The following is a 17039-nucleotide window of genomic DNA, read 5'->3' as shown; positions in this document are numbered from 1 at the left end:
CTCCCGACGACGGTGTGTTAACTCTCCATCAATTGTTTAATATCACAAAAAATATCATATATTTTACCCAATCCCATCATCCGGATGGGTTTTTTTATTCGCAAGAAGTGGTATGGATAATTAAAATCGGTGATAATATATGAAAATCTATACAATTGGTCATTCGGACCACACAAAAGATGAATTTCTGGAAATGCTCCATCATGCGGAAATAAAATCCATTGCAGATGTGCGTGCTTTTCCTTACAGCAGGAAGCACCCGCAATTTAACGGTGACGAATTGGAAGAGTGGCTGACAGAAGAAGATATCGCATATGAACATATCCCCGAGCTCGGCGGCAGGCGAGGCACTTCATCCATAGTCGGACCGACGCTGAACGGCGGCTGGGACAACCAGTCGTTTCATAATTATGCGGATTATACTTTATCCGATGATTTTAATGAGGGCATCAAAGCTCTAACAAAAAAAGCACAAAATCAGAATGTTGCCTATATGTGTTCTGAAGGCCATCCTGCCAGATGCCACCGGCTGATCATCAGCAATTGGCTCGCCGCACACGGCCATGATGTCTGCCACATCATCCACCGTTCAAAAGATGTCGAACTGGATGCACATGAACTTGGCAGGTGGGGTGCGATGCCGATTATCGAAGAAGATAAGACGGTTGTCTATCCTGAACTGAAGAGGTGATTTTTATTTCCAATGAAAGTAAGAAGACATGGATCAGCTTGATTGTACCAATCGCATTTTTAATATTTTTTGTTTCTTTTCCATATCCTGAAACGTGGAACTTTGTCACAAGATTCATAGTCACCATCATCCCATTTCTGATCATCCAATATTTTTTAAGCAGATTTTTGAATAGAAAGTATCCCACTTACAGGGATGGACGGGATGATTTGAATCACCGATAAAAAAACGTGGATACCGACTCCCGGTATCCACGTTTTTTCACTTTAAAGACTGTCTCTGAACTGCACGACTTCACTGCGCTCTTCCTTTGTCAGAAGGTTTTCCTTAATACTGACGTCAAGCAGGGCATCAAGGTCGGACAGTGTTTCATATTTAAATCCGGATGATTCAAAATTATCATGTGCTTTCTCGAGCTGGTAGCTGAAGATGGCGAGTACGATTTCCACTTCTGCGCCTTCTTCCCTTAATATCTCAGCAGCTTCTATGCTTGAACCGCCTGTTGAAATCAGATCCTCGATCAGCACAACTTTTTTGCCTTTAACAGAAGCACCTTCTATCAGTCTGCCGGTGCCGTGTTTCTTTTTACTGCCGCGGACGTAGCTCATCGGCAGTTCCATCGCATCACTGATGAAAGATGCATGTGGGATGCCTGCAGTGGAAGTCCCTGCGACCACTTCTGCGTCCGGCGAAATTTTCTCTATCTTTTCAACAAAATATTTTACGATTTCTTTTCTTGCTTCTACATTGCCGATTATCTGCCTGTTATCACAGTAAATCGGTGAAATGATGCCGCTCGCCCACGTAAACGGGTCATCCGGCTGGATTTTAACGGCTCCGATATCAAGCAATGCTTTGGCGACATTCTCACTACTACTCACCTGCAGTTCCCTCCCACAGTGCTTTGATTCTTTTGTATTTGTCTCTCGGATTATCATCCTGGGTAATTGAACGTCCGACGACGATATAATCAGACTTCATATCTTTTGCATCCACCGGCGTCACCACTCTGACCTGGTCGTCTTTCGAGTCTTCCGGAAGTCGGATACCCGGTGTTACAGTCAAAAATTCAGGTCCCAGTTTTTCATGAATAATTTCAGATTCCAGCGGTGAAGATACCACTCCGTCGAGTCCCGCCTCTTTGGCAAGTGTTGCATAATGGACAACACTGTCAGTCAGGGAGAGTACAGTCTGATGTTCTTTTTGTACCATTTCTTCACTCATTGATGTGAGCTGGGTGACAGCGATCAGTCTGCCGTCCGGATTGTTATCCTTGAATGACTCTGCCGCACGTTTCATCATCGCAGTACCGCCCTGGGCATGAACATTTGTCATTTGTATATCCAGTCTGCCGAGGCTTTCCATCGATTTCCCGACAGTGTTCGGAATATCATAAAGTTTCAGATCCAAAAAGATGTCGTGCCCCATTTGACGAATTTCTTCGACCACTTTAGGCCCATTTGATAAATAAAGTTCCATTCCCACTTTGACGAATAGTTTCTCATCAAATTTGCCTAAAAAATCTTTTACAGTGTCAAACTCCCGAAAATCAAGTGCAATAATTGGTACGTTCATAATAAGTTTCCCCCTATTTTCTTATGAATATGCTCTGCCTTTCAAATCATGAATATGATTCAGGCCGAGACTTTCCACCCGCTTTTCCAGACCGTCAATCAGTGTCGGACATATATACGGGTCGGTGAAATTTAACGTACCCACCGCGACCGCATCCGCGCCTACTGACAAGTAATCAAAAATATCATCCACTGTTGCAATGCCGCCCATTCCGATTATCGGGATATCCGGCAGATGCTGTCTGATCTGATAGATCATGTTCAGAGATACAGGCTTGATGGCCGGTCCGCTCAGGCCGCCGGTGATGTTCGCCAAAATCGGTTTCCCCGATTTATCCAAACGCATTCCCACAAGCGTATTGATCATAGTCAGACCATCTGATATATCTCCGACACTGTTGGCCATATCCACAATATTGGTGACATTTGGTGATAGTTTAACATAAACTGGTACTTCAGATACATTTTTCACTTCATAAGTGAGTCTTCTCGCCGTTTCAGGGTCCGTACCGAACTGAATGCCGCCTTCTTTTATGTTCGGACATGAAATATTCAGTTCCAGTGCCTTGACGTTCGGCGACGCGGAAATCTTTTTCGCCACACTTACATAGTCTTCAATTTTAGTACCGGCAACATTCGCAATGATCGGCACATCATACTGCTCAAGATATTTCAGTTCATGTCCGATGATGTGATCGACACCAGGATTCTGCAGACCGATTGCATTCAGCATGCCGCTCGAAGTTTCAGCAACCCTTGGTGTTTTATTCCCCCTGCGCTCTTCTTCAGTCGCAGCCTTGATCATTATTGCACCGAGCTCCGACAGATCATACAGCTTCGAAAATTCCTCACCGAAGCTGAAGCAGCCGGATGCAGGCATGACCGGGTTTTTCAAATCCAGTCCGGGAAGTTGTATGTTCAGTTTTGAATTTGTCATAGTATAACTTCCCCTTTTCTGAATACCGGGCCGTCTGTGCAGACTTTCGACTGCGTTCCGTCCGCACGGTCACAGACGCATGCATAACACACGCCGAAACCGCAGCCCATTCTTTCTTCCAATGAAATGTAGCCGTCTATATCCAGCTCATCACTCACAGCTTTCAGCATCACTTTCGGACCGCATGCATAAAAACGGTCAAATTCACCAGTCAGATCCCTCGTCACATCTGTGACGAAACCTTCCGTCCCGTAACTCCCATCCGCTGTCGCAATAAAAGTCTCCCCCAGAGCTTTGAACTTCTCTTCATAGAATATGTCTTTACCCGAGTTGAACCCGAGGACATGCGTCGTTTTCACACCGATTTCATTCAGCTGTTTGGAAAGCTCATAGAGCGGCGGGACACCTATGCCGCCGCCGATGATGAGTACATTGCCGTTTGCTTCAACAGGATAGCCGTTGCCGAGCGGTGATAAAATATCGATAGTGTCGCCTGCTTTGAACTTTGTCAGCTTCTTCGTGCCGTCGCCGTCCGCTCTGTAAGTGATCGTGAACTGCGACTTTTCAACATTGATATCGGAAATCGATATCGGTCTGCGCAGAACATTCGATGTGTCACTGCTCACTCTGATGTGCACAAATTGGCCCGGTGTCGTCATTCTTTCAGTAATATCCCCTTCAAGTACCATTTCATAAATTTTATCAGCAATATTTTCCTGAGAAACGACCGTCATTAAATTTTTCATATGCCCACCTACATTTCATTCATATTAAATGTCATGCTTTCAATGACTTCGATCAGCGTTCTCGCTGTATCCAGCGATGTCAGACACGGCACGCCGTTCTCTACGGATTCACGGCGGATTCTGAAGCCGTCACGTTCAACTTCCTTCCCTTTTGTCATCGTGTTAACCACAATCTGGACATTGCCATTCTGGATGGAACGGAGCAGAGTGTTGTCCCCTTCGTCGATTTTATCCACTATGACGACCGGAATGCCTTCCTTTTTAAGTGCTGCCGCTGTACCGCTTGTTGATAGAATGCGGTAGCCGCACTGTGAAAATCTTTTTGCAAGTTCAACCGCTTCTTCCTTATCCTTATCAGCAATCGTAAACAGCGCAGTGCCGTGGTCTTTGACATCCAGGCCGCTTGCAACAAGACTTTTATACAGCGCTTTGTTCAGAGTATCGTCTTTACCCATGACTTCCCCGGTCGATTTCATCTCGGGCCCGAGTGTGATATCGACATTTTTCAGTTTGGAGAAACTGAATACCGGCGCTTTTACATAGTAGCCTTCCTTATCAGGCTGCAGTCCGAGTGGGAATTCACTGTCCGCAAGTTTCCTGCCGAGAATGGCATGCATGGCGAGCCTTGCCATCGGCACTTCGGTTATCTTGCTTAAAAACGGTACAGTACGGCTCGATCTCGGGTTTACTTCGAGGACGAATATCCCCTTTTTCGATAAGACGAACTGGATATTGATAATACCGACGATATTCAAACCTTTTGCAAGTCGCTCCGTATAATCAACAAGTGTATTGATTTCTTCCTGGGAAAGAGTCACCGGCGGATACACAGCCATGGAGTCTCCGGAGTGTACACCGGCTCTTTCAATATGTTCCATGATTCCCGGGATGATGACATTCTCTCCGTCACAGATTGCGTCCACTTCGATTTCCTTACCTGTCAAATAGCTATCAATCAGAACAGGATGCTCAGGTGACGCTTTAACGGCATTTCTCATATAGTTTTTCAGTTCCGACTCGTCATAGACGATTTCCATCGCACGGCCGCCGAGAACATAACTCGGGCGGACAAGTACAGGAAAGCCGACATGACGCGCATTTGCGAGTGCCTCTTCTTCATTCGTCGCTGTTTTGCCGTGCGGTTGTGGGACTTTTATGTCCTGAAGCAGTGCTTCAAAACGTTTTCTGTCCTCCGCTCGGTCGATATCATCCAGGCTCGTACCTAAAATCTTCACACCATGTTCAGATAATCTGTCTGCCAGGTTGATTGCTGTCTGGCCGCCGAACTGGACGACCACACCTTTCGGATTTTCATTATGGACGATGTTCATAACATCTTCATGAGTGAGCGGTTCAAAGTACAGCTTGTCTGAAATCGAGAAATCGGTCGACACGGTTTCCGGATTATTGTTGACGATAATCGCCTCGTAACCCGCTTCCTGGATCGCCCATACCGCATGCACTGTCGCATAATCGAACTCGATGCCCTGCCCGATGCGGATTGGTCCGCTTCCGAGAACAAGTATCTTTTCTTTGTCACTCTGCAGTGATTCATTTTCCGTTTCATACGTTCCGTAAAAATAAGGCGTATTCGATTCAAATTCAGCAGCACACGTGTCCACCATCTTGTAGACGGGCATGATACCCTGCTTTTTTCTTATGTTGAATACTTCATCTTCGGACATTTCCCAGCGGTGTCCGATGACACGGTCGCTGAAGCCGAATTTCTTCGCCCATTTCAAATGTTCGATGCTGCCGGCATTTTCTTTCAGTTCTCTTTCAATATCGATGATATGTTTGAACTTATTCAGGAAGTAAAAGTCAATTTTCGTCCAGGCATGAATTTCTTCCAGTGTCACTTCACGACGGATCGCTTCCCCGATAAAGAACAGCCTCTCATCGCTCTGGGCTTTTATTGAATGGACGATATAATCCAGAGTAAAATCATCACCGTTTGGAAGACCAAGATGATGTACCCCGTACTCCAGTGAACGGATCGCTTTCAACAATGATTCCTCGTAGGTGCGTCCGATTGCCATCACTTCGCCCGTCGCTTTCATCTGGGTACCGAGTGTACGCTCACCCTTGTCGAATTTATCAAACGGAAAGCGGGGAATTTTAGAAACAACGTAATCAAGTGCCGGTTCAAATGCTGCATAGCTTGAATTCGTCACAGGATTGATCATTTCGTCCAGAGTCATGCCGACTGCGATTTTCGCAGCAAGTTTGGCGATCGGGTAGCCCGTCGCTTTTGAAGCCAGCGCACTTGAGCGCGATACTCTCGGATTCACTTCTATGATGTAGTAGTCGAACGAGTCCGGATCCAGAGCAAGCTGGACGTTACAGCCGCCTTCAATTTCAAGCTCTTTAATAATGTTCAAAGATACATTTCTCAACATCTGATGCTCTTTATCTGTCAGTGTCTGGCTCGGGGCAACAACGATTGAATCTCCTGTATGTATGCCGACAGGATCGATGTTTTCCATGTTGCACACAACGATTGCATTGTCATTAGCATCTCTCATCACTTCATATTCGATCTCTTTGAATCCGGCAATCGATTTTTCCAATAAACACTGGCTGACCGGTGAATATTTCAGGCCGTTCGCAACAATTTCCTTCAGGTCATCTTCGTTATAGCAAATGCCTCCTCCAGTACCGCCCATTGTAAATGCCGGACGGACGATAAAAGGATAGCCTGTCTTTTCGACAAAATCATACGCTTCGTCAATCGTGTTGATGATGTCGGACTCCGGTACCGGAACTTCCATATCATTCATAAGATTTCGGAACATATCCCTGTCTTCCGCCTGTTTGATAGAATCCAGTTTTGTGCCGAGCAGTTCCACTTCATTTTCACGAAGCACGCCTAAACGGTCCAGTTCCACAGCCATATTCAAACCGACCTGCCCACCGAGTGTCGGCAGCAGCGCATCCGGCTGTTCCTTACGTATGATGCGGCTTATGAAATCCGGTGTCAACGGTTCGATATAAACTACATCCGCAACCTCCTGATCGGTCATGATCGTTGCCGGATTCGAGTTGACCAGAATCACTCTGTATCCTTCCTCTTTCAATGCCAGGCATGCCTGTGTGCCCGCATAATCAAACTCTGCTGCCTGTCCGATGATGATCGGACCACTTCCTATGACAAGTATTGTGTTGATATCTTTACGTTTAGGCATTCGATTGTCCTCCTCCTGCCTTCATCATTTCGATAAACTGATCAAATAAGTAAGATGCATCATGCGGGCCTGCCGCAGCTTCAGGGTGATACTGCACACTGAAAACCGGTTCACTTCTATGCCTGATACCTTCAACAGAATTATCATTGATAGCGATGTGAGTGATTTCAAAATCCGTATCTTTCAAACTGTCCTCATCAATTGCATATCCGTGATTTTGAGTCGTAATTTCCACTTTGTTTGTTGATAAATTTTTCACTGGCTGATTTGCACCGCGATGGCCGAATTTCATTTTATAGGAACTGGCACCGCCTGCGAGTGCGATGAGCTGGTGACCGAGACAAATACCGAAAATTGGTATTTGTCCGATCAGATTCCTAATCGTTTCAACCGCTTCTGTCACATCCGCGGGGTCTCCCGGACCGTTTGACAGCATGACACCGTCAGGCTTCAACTGCAGTATGCGTTCACTCGTTGAATCATGAGGCAGTACTGTGACGTCGCAGCCGCGCTGGTTTAATGAACGGACAATATTTTCTTTCTTGCCGAAGTCGAGCAGTGCAACCCTAGGGCCGGTACCCGTTGAAATATAAGGCGTATTTGTAGAAACGCGTTTCACCTGATCACGCGCGAATTCCATTGCCCTGATTGCTTCAACCGTTTTTGCATGGTCGGATGAATCAGTGATTTCAGCTTTCATCACGCCTGAATTACGAATTTTCTTTGTAATGCTTCTTGTATCCACACCGCTGATGCCGACGATGTCATTGCTTTTTAAAAATCCATCTAAATTTTCAGTTGATCTGAAGTTTGAAGGGTGCTCAATCGCTTCTCTGACAACAACACCGCGTGCTGTCGGCAGTAATGATTCACTGTCTTCTGTATTGAATCCCGCGCTGCCTATAAGCGGGTAACTGAAAGTGATGATCTGATCCGTATATGAATTATCTGTAATGATTTCCTGAACGCCTGTCATAGAAGTATTAAAAACGATTTCCCCGGCAGATTCCCCGTCTGCGCCGAGCTTATATCCTTCGTACACGGTACCGTCTTCCAACACTAAATATCTTTTGTCATTTAACATTACTGTCCCTCCGCCTGATATATGATTTCACCGTTCACAACCGTCATATGGATATCCGATGTCAGGTGTTCACCGTCAAATGGTGTATTCTTCGATTTTGATAAAAACGCTTCTTTATCGAGCGTATATTCTTTGTCAAGGTCGATGACCGTAATATCCGCATCCCTTCCCGGCAAAAGAACGCCGCCGTCCATATTGAACACTTCCGCCGGTTTGACCGTCATCCAGTCCACCAGCTGCTGCAGGGTGAACACCCCCGTCTTCACGAGTTTCGTGTAGCACAGCTGGAACGTGTTCTCGATGCCGACGATGCCGAACGGCGCCGTCTCGATGCCGACTGCTTTTTCAGAATCCTGGTGCGGCGCGTGGTCCGTCGCAATGAAATCAAGCGTCCCGTCAAGCAGTCCTTCGATCAGCGCTTCGCGGTCGTCCGAGCCCCTGAGCGGCGGATTCATCTTGAAGTTCGGGTCTTTATCGGTAATATCATTTTCATCCAGTACCAGATGGTGCGGCGTCACTTCTGCCGTCACCCGGATGCCCGCACGTTTAGCATCACGGATGACACGCACACTTTCCTTCGTCGACACGTGGCACACATGGTAGTGGCAGTCCGCCGCTTCTGCCAGCAGTATGTCCCTTGCGATCTGAACCGATTCAGTCACTGCCGGAATGCCGGGAATGCCCAGTTTTTCGCTCGTCCTGCCATCATGGATCGCACCGCCGCGGATCAGTGTGTTTTCTTCCGTATGCGCAACAATCGCCATATCAAGCTTCGCCGCATTGTCCATCGCACGGAGCATCATATCCGCGCTCTGCACACCGACACCGTCATCTGTAAATGCGAATGCGCCGGATTTTTTCAAACCGTCAAAATCTGCGAGGGCCTCACCTTTCAGACCTTCCGTTATTGAAGCATACGGTCTTACTTTTATATGCGCATCCCGTTCAATAATGTCATTCAAGTTTTCGAGCCGTTCTGCCGTATCTATGATCGGGTTCGTGTTCGGCATCGGCGAAATGGATGTGAAGCCGCCCCTTGCCGCCGCTTTCGTACCCGTCCCGACCGTTTCCTTATGTTCGAATCCGGGCTCCCTTAAGTGTACATGGACGTCGATCAGTCCCGGAGTGACGAGTCTGCCCTGCAGATTCACCACTTCTTTTGAACCTGCATCGAGGTTTGTGCCGATTGCTTTTATTTTCCCTGATTCGATCAGGACATCCTGTTCAACAAACTCATTATTGTTCAGTACAACTCCATTTTTTAATAACATTATTGTCTCTCCTTTAAAATATTTTCCAAAATACTCATACGCATATATACACCGTTTTCCATCTGGTTGAAAATTCTGCTCTTACCCGCCTCGACCAGTTCGGACGAAATTTCCACATCCCGGTTCATCGGCGCCGGATGCATGATGATCGCATCCTCCTTCATCTTTTCATAACGCGCCATATTCAGCCCGTATTCCTCATTGTACCCTTCTTTTGAAAATGTCATCTGGACGAAGTGCCGCTCATGCTGCACCCGGAGAAGCATGATGACATCACACGTCTCAACCGCCTCATCGAAATCCATATATGCATCTTCATATCCCGGATCCTGCCAGTCTTTCGGCCCTGAAAAATAAACTTCTGCCCCCAGGCGGGAGAGCGCCTGAAAATTGCTGTGGGCAACTCTCGAGTGGAAAATATCTCCGGAGATCGCCACTTTCAGCCCTTCGAACCTTCCGAAGTTTTCATATATCGTCATCAGGTCGAGGAGGCACTGCGTCGGATGCGAGCCGCTGCCGTCACCGCCGTTGACGATGGGTACACTGATATTTTCCAGTGTATCGAAATAGCGGTTGTCCCCGTGCCGTATGACCAGCACATCGGCGCCGATCGCTTCAAGCGTCCTGCACGTATCATAGAGGCTTTCACCTTTTTGTACGGAACTTGTATCCGCATCGAAAGGAATTGCATGTATTCCCAGCCTGAACTCCGCCATTTCAAAACTCAGCCGTGTCCGTGTCGAGTTTTCAAAAAACAAGTTGACGACGGTCTTGTCCCGGAACTTTTCCGGCATTTCCCCCTGCTTAAAAGTCAGTGCACGTTTAATCAGTGTCATGATTTCAGAGTCGGTGAGCGACTCCACTGTCAATAGATCATCCATTAACCGCTTCCTCCTTCGGTAATACTGCGTTTAGTACGATACCTGCAAGTGCTGCGAGCGCCATGCCTTCCAGATTGAACGGAATGTCCCCGATCATGAAGTCCAGGTGTGCCTTGCCGATTCCTATAACAAGAATGACCGATGCGATAACGAGATTTCTTTTATTATCCAGGTCAGTCTGTGCATCAATCAGTATTCTGAGGCCGCTTGCTGCGATGATGCCAAAAAGCAGTATCGATACACCGCCCATTACAGGCGAAGGAATCGACTGGACCAGTGCTGTGAACTTCCCGACAAATCCGAGTATGACTGCAAATACGGCAGCGCCGCCGATGACCCATATGCTGAACACCCTCGTAATCGCCAGCACGCCAATGTTCTCACCGTAAGTCGTTGTCGGCGGACCGCCGATCAGGCTGGCGAACATCGTCGCAGCACCGTCACCGATCAACGACCTGTGCAGTCCGGGTTTCTTGAAAAAGTCCCGGCCGACAATCTTATTGATGACGACCTGATGGCCGATATGCTCGGACACCGTCACGAAAACGATCGGCAGCATGACGATGAACAGTCCGATATTGATGGCCGGTTCATAGGAGAGGACCGGCAGATGAACATCCGGCATGACGAACCATCCCGTCTCCCTGACCTGCGTGAAGTCCACCACTCCGAAAATCATTGCCGTAATATAACCGCCGACAATCCCTATCAGGATCGGAATGAGTGACAGTACACCTTTTAAAAATACCGAAGCGCCGATTGTGATCAACAGTGTGATGACTGCGATTGCTATGAAGGTCAGGCTGTAGCCTTCCTGGTTGCCCGAGTCCGTGTACATCGCCATGTCCACAGCGACCGGGGCGAGCCCAAGTCCGATGACCATGATGACCGGTCCGACGACGATCGGGGGCAGCAGGCTGATGAGCCAGTTGGTGCCGAAAACTTTGATGATGAGGCCGATCACTACGTATAAAATGCCGCTGAAGAACAGCGCGGTCAGGACCTCACCCAATGTGTTCGCTCCGAGCGCGATTGTGATCGGCAGGATGAATGCAAAACTCGAGCCGAGATACGCCGGAATCTGCCCTTTCGTGATCCATATGTATAACAGCGTTCCGATACCGCTCGCAATCAGTGCCGCACTGACCGGCAGCCCGGTCAGGAAAGGTACAAGCACCGTCGCACCGAACATTGCGAACAGGTGCTGCGAACTGAGCAGCGCCCACTGTGACCATTTCGGCTTTTCATGTACATCAAGTTTCGGTTCGAAGCTTCTTTTGTAAAGACTGTCTGTAGGTTGTTTCTCTCTCATGATTTTTCCCCTATTCCGTCAGAGTCACTGCGTTTTCGTTATCCACTTCCATAAGTGCCACGTTGATGCTTTCCTCTTTCGCCGTCGGAATGTTTTTGCCGACGTAGTCTGCGCGTATCGGCAGTTCCCGGTGACCGCGGTCAATCAGCACCGCGAGCGAAATTTTGGACGGCCGCACCGAGTTCAGTATGGCATCCATCGCCGCCCGGATGGTGCGGCCGGTAAAGAGGACGTCGTCAACCAGCACCACATGCTTGTCATTCAGATCTGAATCGATGATGATATCTTCGTCATTCACCGTCCGGCCCGCTTTGTCATCCCTGTAGTTACTGATATCAATCGTCCCCGTCGGCACTTTGACCGATTCGATCTGACTGATCTTATCCTGCAGCCGGTCCGCTAAAAATTCGCCGCGGGTCTTTATTCCCAAAAGAATGATATTTTCAGTACCTTTGTTCCGCTCCAGCACTTCGTGCGCCATCCGCGTCAGCGAGCGGCTGATCTGCGCCTCATCCAGAATCGTGCGTTGTTTCATTGCCCTGACCTCCGATTTAATTTCATAAAAAAATACTCATGCCAGCCGGCATGAGTATATACGTATCCCTTGAAACAGACTGGCTGTTAAAACCGTGACTCACAGGTACACTTGTAGCGTTAACAGACAGACTTGTCCTCGTTTATATCATGCCTTCCCGGCCTCACAGGACCGGTTTTAAAAACATTAATGATGATATTTGGTTGTCATTTGTATTGTTTATAAGCATAGCCCTGTTGAAATACATTGTCAAGGATTAATGGAGAGAGGTTTTACACTTTAGGGGATGGTGGGTGTGGGAGGCTGCTCACTTAGGGGCGGAAAATGAGGCTGAGTGAGCAGCTCGGGAAGAAACCTGCTCACCTGAGCCGGAAAGCGGAGCTAAGTGAGCAGCTCGGGAAGAAACCTGCACCTGAGCTTTGAAATCGGCGTGAGTGAGCAGCCTTGGTGACCAAAACGCTTAGATATCATCAAAATCTCCGTCACCTTCACACCTCCCGCCCCCAAGCACCTCACAACATCAAAAAAAAAAACGCAAAACCCCGTCAGGGATTTTGCGTCACTCCGTCAATCTCATATATCTATTTCTCTCTCATTCGCAAGTCTTCCAGGATCTCTTCAAAGTAATCCGGCAGTCCTGTCTTGAACTCGAGGCGTTCACCGTTCCCGGGATGTGTGAATCCGACGGTGCCTGCATGCAGCATCTGGCCGCCGGTGTCCATCGTTTTCCTCTGGCCGTATTTCGGATCGCCGACGAGGGGGTATCCGATGTACTTCATATGGACACGGATCTGGTGGGTTCTGCCGGTTTCCAGAATACACTCGACGAGTGTATAGTCCTTGAACCGTTCCAGAACGTTGAAGTGTGTCACGGCATCTTTGCCGTCATCCACGACCGCCATTTCCTGACGTTCTTTCGGATTGCGTCCGATCGGAGCGTCGACAGTGCCTTTGTCATGTGGAATGACACCGTGGACGAATGCAGTGTACTTCCTTGTCACACTTTTATCCACGAGCTGTTCCACAAGGTGCCGGTGGGCGACGTCGTGCTTTGCGACCATCAGCAGTCCGCTCGTATCCTTATCGATACGGTGGACGATGCCGGGACGCAGCTCGCCGTTGATGCCGGACAGTTCATCCAGCTGATACATCAGGCCGTTCACCAGCGTGCCGCCGTAATGGCCGGCAGACGGGTGGACGACCATCCCTTTCGGTTTGTAGACGACCGCGACATCAGAGTCCTCATAGACGATGTCCAGGTTCAGGTTTTCCGCTTCGATGTCGGCTTCGATGAGCTCGCGTTCCCGGATGACAATCTCATCATCGGCCTTTATTTTATAATTCGGCTTCACCTGTCCGCCGTTCACCGTGACGATGCCGTCTTTGATGCGGCCCTGTATATCACTTCTCGAAGAGTCCGGTACGACCGTGCTCAAAAACCGGTCGAGCCGTTCACCTTCATTACTTTTGCCTACTGTTATTTCGTTCATTATCATCACTCCGTCCTGTGAAGAAAAACTCGATCAGCATCAGTACGACACCAATCGTCAGTGCACTGTCCGCCACGTTGAAAATCGGGAAATCATAGCCGAAAATCAGGACATCCACAAAATCCACGACCTGCTGGAAAAGGATTCTGTCAATAAAGTTCCCGATCGCACCGGCGAGCAGCATCGTAATCGACAGCTGCATCAGAAAATTATCATTCGCCTCTTTTTTATAAATGTACAGAAGCAGTGCGACGACGACGACCGTTACGATGTAGAAGAAAAACATCTGACCCTGGAACATGCCCCAGGCAGCGCCTGAATTGCGGTGGGAAGTCAGCTGCAGAAATTCACCGAGCAGCGGGATGGACTGGCCGATTTCCATATTCTCCACAACAAGAAATTTGGTGATCTGATCGATGATTAGAATGACTGCACCGATGATGACCATCGGTGCAATTCTATATTTTTTCATGATGACACCTACGCTAACGAATCAACGACAGTGCGGCATCTTGGGCAGATATCATCTTCACCGCTCGTCAGACTCTCTGCAGTGGAGAAGTTCCAGCAGCGCTCACAGCGTTCGCCTTCTGCATGTTCAACTTTGACCGTCACAGTATCATATTCAGTGCCGTCCTCGAGACTGTCCACGACTTCCACCTGTGAAACGATGAATAACTGTTCCAGATTGCCGTGCAGGTCTTCGAATTTCATTTCTTCCGGCTCTGTCACATATACTTTCGCTTCCAGCGATTTGCCGATCACTTTTTCATTACGCGCCACTTCAAGTGCACGGTATACATCATCACGCACTTTCAGGAAGTACTGCCATTTCCCTACGAGTTCAGTATCCACTTCTGCAACTTCAGGCAGATACTCCAGATGCACGCTCTCTTTTTCTGTATGCGGAGTATGCTGATAGATCTCCTCGGTCGTATGCACAAGAATCGGCGCCAACAGTTTATTCAGATCGGTCAGTATTTTGTAAAGCACCGTCTGCATGCTGCGGCGGATTGAAGCATCCTCTTTTTCGATATAAAGGATGTCTTTGCCGTAGTCCAGATAGAAGTTGGACAAGTCGACGTTGATGAAGTTCTGAAGTGACTGATACACCGTCACATAGTCATATCGCTCGTAGCAGTCACGCACCATGTTGATGACTTCATTGAATCTCTGGTACATGAATTGGTCGATTTCATACAGATCTTCGTAGGCGACCGCATCTTCCGCCGGATTGAAGTCCGCCACGTTACCCAGCATGAAACGGAACGTGTTACGGATCTTACGGTACACTTCCGACACCTGTTTAAGAATATCGTCGGAAATTCTCACGTCCTCTTCAAAGTCCGAAGACATGACCCACAGGCGGATGATATCCGCACCCATCTGCTTCATTACTTTTTCAGGCAGAATGACGTTGCCGAGTGACTTCGACATCTTCTTGCCTTTTCCGTCCATGACGAATCCGTGGCTTAAAAGCTCTTTATACGGCGAGTGGCCTTTTGTCGCAACACTTGTGATGATCGACGAGTTGAACCAGCCTCTGTACTGGTCCGACCCTTCAAAGTAAAGATCCGCCGGATATGTCAGATAATCACGGTAATCGAGCACACCGCGGTGCGTCGAACCGGAGTCGAACCATACGTCCATGATGTCCGTCTCTTTAGTGAACTTGCCGTCCGGTGAACCCGGGTGCGTATAGCCTTCAGGAAGTAGATCTTCTGTTTCCCATTCAAACCAAATATTAGTTCCATGCTTCTCGACTAATTGAGCTACATGCTCAATTACATCGACATCTACAATTGCATCTCCATTTTCTGCGAAAAAGAAAGGCAGAGGCACCCCCCATACACGCTGGCGTGAAATGACCCAGTCACCGCGGTTTTTGATCATGTTATACATGCGCTTCTTATTCCACTCGACCTGGAATTTTGTATCCATGATAGCTGATAACACATCTTCTTTAATATTGTCTACTGATGCAAACCATTGAGGGGTCGCACGGAAAATTACAGGTGTCTTGGAACGCCAGTCATGAGGGAATGAGTGCGTATAGAAATTAAGTTTTAATAGCGCACCCGCTTCATTAAGATCTTCAGTAATGACTTTGTTGGCATCATCATAGAATAATCCTTCATATTTACCGGCTTCGTGAGTAAACATACCTTTATCATCAACTGGACTCAAAATATCCAATTTATACTCTCTTCCTATTAAATAGTCATCATCACCGTGACCAGGTGCTGTATGCACTAGACCTGTACCAGATTCAGTCGTCACATGGTCACCTAAGACGACTAGACTTTCTCTGTCGAATAGAGGATGAGATGCAGTGACATATTCTAAGTTTGCACCTTTTATCTCTTTAGTTCTCACTACTTTCTCTTTATCAAAACCTACCTCTTCACAAAAAGTGTCAAGTAAGTCTTCAACAATAACATACTCTTCATTTTCATAATTGAACTGCACATAATTCAGGTTCGGATGTACAGCAATTGCTAAGTTTGCTGGTATTGTCCAAGGCGTTGTAGTCCAAATAACTAGATTAACATTCGCATCGAACACTTCTTTACCATCTTTTACTTTAAAAGATACATAAATAGAAGGTGATCTTTTGTCTTTATATTCAAGTTCTGCCTCCGCCAATGAAGATTCACTGACAGGAGACCAATGTATAGGTTTTTTACCACGATAAATCAACCCTTTATCTACCATGTCTTTAAGCACTCTGATCTGAGCTGCTTCATAGCTTGGTTTAGAAGTGAGATAGGGATCATCCCACATACCATCAATACCCATTCGTTTAAATTCTTCTCGTTGCAAGTCTATTTGTGAATAAGCAAACTCAAGACATTTTTTTCTAAACTCTAAATCGGACATTGATCTGCGGTCGACACCTTTGTTCGTCAGTGCCTGCTCGATCGGCAGACCGTGTGTATCCCAGCCCGGCACGTAAGGTGCATAGTAGCCCTGCATCTGCTTGTTGCGGATGATGATATCTTTGATGATCTTGTTCAGCGCGTGACCCATATGAAGCGCGCCGTTCGCATACGGCGGACCGTCATGCAGAACATACGGCGTATTGCCTTCGTTCTGCTTCAGCTTCTTTTCATATAAATCCATTTCACGCCATTCTTCCTGCATTTTAGGCTCTTTGTTGATCAGGCCGCCACGCATCTTGAATTTTGTTTTCGGCATCAGTAACGTATCTTTATAATCCATTCTCTACTCTCCCGTTTCAATAGTTTATTTTAAAATAAAAAAACTCTAACTGAATCAACAGGGGCGAAAAATTCCGCGGTACCACCCTTATTGACTCCCAGTCAGAGCCAT

14 protein-coding genes are annotated in these 17039 nt (G+C 47.4%); 1 reads left to right on the top strand and 13 read right to left on the bottom strand.

Features of this window, described 5'->3' with window-relative positions:
• Positions 1-139: 139 nt before the first annotated feature.
• Positions 140-691, top strand: a complete 552-nt coding sequence (locus BLR15_RS00530) for a DUF488 domain-containing protein (RefSeq protein ID WP_092983651.1) — start codon at positions 140-142, stop codon at positions 689-691.
• A gap of 266 nt (positions 692-957) precedes the next feature.
• Here the strand turns inward: BLR15_RS00530 and pyrE are convergent, their stop codons facing one another.
• The 13 genes from pyrE to ileS all read right to left on the bottom strand — a co-directional run bounded on the left by pyrE (position 958) and on the right by ileS (position 16928).
• Complete coding sequence (gene pyrE / locus BLR15_RS00525; RefSeq protein ID WP_245696436.1) at positions 958-1572, bottom strand: orotate phosphoribosyltransferase; 615 nt, start codon at positions 1570-1572, stop codon at positions 958-960.
• Positions 1565-2269, bottom strand: a complete 705-nt coding sequence (pyrF, locus tag BLR15_RS00520; protein WP_092983649.1) for an orotidine-5'-phosphate decarboxylase — start codon at positions 2267-2269, stop codon at positions 1565-1567. Before pyrF ends, pyrE begins: the two co-directional genes overlap by 8 nt.
• An 18-nt stretch (positions 2270-2287) precedes the next feature.
• The gene (locus BLR15_RS00515; protein ID WP_092983648.1) at positions 2288-3202 is read right to left on the bottom strand and encodes a dihydroorotate dehydrogenase; all 915 of its coding nucleotides are present in this window, start codon (positions 3200-3202) and stop codon (positions 2288-2290) included.
• Complete coding sequence (locus BLR15_RS00510) at positions 3199-3948, bottom strand: dihydroorotate dehydrogenase electron transfer subunit (protein ID WP_092983647.1); 750 nt, start codon at positions 3946-3948, stop codon at positions 3199-3201. Before BLR15_RS00510 ends, BLR15_RS00515 begins: the two co-directional genes overlap by 4 nt.
• An 8-nt stretch (positions 3949-3956) precedes the next feature.
• Entirely contained in the window at positions 3957-7133 is a 3177-nt protein-coding gene (gene carB / locus BLR15_RS00505; RefSeq protein WP_092983646.1) for a carbamoyl-phosphate synthase large subunit, read from the bottom strand.
• Positions 7126-8217, bottom strand: a complete 1092-nt coding sequence (locus tag BLR15_RS00500) for a carbamoyl phosphate synthase small subunit (RefSeq protein ID WP_092983645.1) — start codon at positions 8215-8217, stop codon at positions 7126-7128. Before BLR15_RS00500 ends, carB begins: the two co-directional genes overlap by 8 nt.
• Positions 8217-9488 carry a dihydroorotase gene (locus tag BLR15_RS00495; protein ID WP_092983644.1) on the bottom strand — a complete coding sequence of 424 codons (1272 nt, stop codon included), beginning with the start codon at positions 9486-9488 and terminating at the stop codon, positions 8217-8219. Before BLR15_RS00495 ends, BLR15_RS00500 begins: the two co-directional genes overlap by 1 nt.
• Positions 9488-10369: an aspartate carbamoyltransferase catalytic subunit gene (locus BLR15_RS00490; protein WP_092983643.1), complete on the bottom strand. Its 882-nt coding sequence runs from the start codon at positions 10367-10369 to the stop codon at positions 9488-9490. Before BLR15_RS00490 ends, BLR15_RS00495 begins: the two co-directional genes overlap by 1 nt.
• Positions 10362-11681, bottom strand: a complete 1320-nt coding sequence (locus BLR15_RS00485; protein ID WP_092983642.1) for a uracil-xanthine permease family protein — start codon at positions 11679-11681, stop codon at positions 10362-10364. The genes BLR15_RS00490 and BLR15_RS00485 overlap by 8 nt, the downstream gene beginning before the upstream one ends.
• Positions 11682-11691: 10 nt before the next feature.
• Entirely contained in the window at positions 11692-12216 is a 525-nt protein-coding gene (gene pyrR / locus BLR15_RS00480) for a bifunctional pyr operon transcriptional regulator/uracil phosphoribosyltransferase PyrR (protein WP_092983641.1), read from the bottom strand.
• Between the two features lie 581 nt (positions 12217-12797).
• Positions 12798-13712: an RluA family pseudouridine synthase gene (locus BLR15_RS00475; protein WP_092983640.1), complete on the bottom strand. Its 915-nt coding sequence runs from the start codon at positions 13710-13712 to the stop codon at positions 12798-12800.
• Positions 13678-14178 (bottom strand): signal peptidase II, encoded by a 501-nt coding sequence (gene lspA / locus BLR15_RS00470; RefSeq protein WP_092983639.1) that lies wholly within the window; start codon positions 14176-14178, stop codon positions 13678-13680. Before lspA ends, BLR15_RS00475 begins: the two co-directional genes overlap by 35 nt.
• Before the next feature lie 8 nt (positions 14179-14186).
• Positions 14187-16928 carry an isoleucine--tRNA ligase gene (gene ileS / locus BLR15_RS00465; protein WP_092983638.1) on the bottom strand — a complete coding sequence of 914 codons (2742 nt, stop codon included), beginning with the start codon at positions 16926-16928 and terminating at the stop codon, positions 14187-14189.
• Positions 16929-17039 lie beyond the last annotated feature (111 nt).

Origin of the sequence: Lacicoccus qingdaonensis, assembly GCF_900101075.1 — a bacterium.
GTDB classification, from domain to species: Bacteria; Bacillota; Bacilli; order Staphylococcales; family Salinicoccaceae; genus Lacicoccus; species Lacicoccus qingdaonensis.
The sequence above is the reverse complement of the archived record's forward strand: the minus strand, read 5'-3'. Positions and strand labels throughout refer to the sequence as shown.

Coding starts and splice junctions, on each gene's coding strand:
- ileS (WP_092983638.1), bottom strand. CDS start 16,928: ATGGATTATAAAGATACGTTACTGATGCCGAAAACAAAATTCAAGATG.
- carB (WP_092983646.1), bottom strand. CDS start 7,133: ATGCCTAAACGTAAAGATATCAACACAATACTTGTCATAGGAAGTGGT.
- lspA (WP_092983639.1), bottom strand. CDS start 14,178: ATGAAAAAATATAGAATTGCACCGATGGTCATCATCGGTGCAGTCATT.
- BLR15_RS00485 (WP_092983642.1), bottom strand. CDS start 11,681: ATGAGAGAGAAACAACCTACAGACAGTCTTTACAAAAGAAGCTTCGAA.
- BLR15_RS00495 (WP_092983644.1), bottom strand. CDS start 9,488: ATGTTATTAAAAAATGGAGTTGTACTGAACAATAATGAGTTTGTTGAA.
- pyrR (WP_092983641.1), bottom strand. CDS start 12,216: ATGAAACAACGCACGATTCTGGATGAGGCGCAGATCAGCCGCTCGCTG.
- BLR15_RS00490 (WP_092983643.1), bottom strand. CDS start 10,369: ATGGATGATCTATTGACAGTGGAGTCGCTCACCGACTCTGAAATCATG.
- BLR15_RS00500 (WP_092983645.1), bottom strand. CDS start 8,217: ATGTTAAATGACAAAAGATATTTAGTGTTGGAAGACGGTACCGTGTAC.
- BLR15_RS00530 (WP_092983651.1), top strand. CDS start 140: ATGAAAATCTATACAATTGGTCATTCGGACCACACAAAAGATGAATTT.
- BLR15_RS00510 (WP_092983647.1), bottom strand. CDS start 3,948: ATGAAAAATTTAATGACGGTCGTTTCTCAGGAAAATATTGCTGATAAA.
- BLR15_RS00515 (WP_092983648.1), bottom strand. CDS start 3,202: ATGACAAATTCAAAACTGAACATACAACTTCCCGGACTGGATTTGAAA.
- BLR15_RS00475 (WP_092983640.1), bottom strand. CDS start 13,712: ATGATAATGAACGAAATAACAGTAGGCAAAAGTAATGAAGGTGAACGG.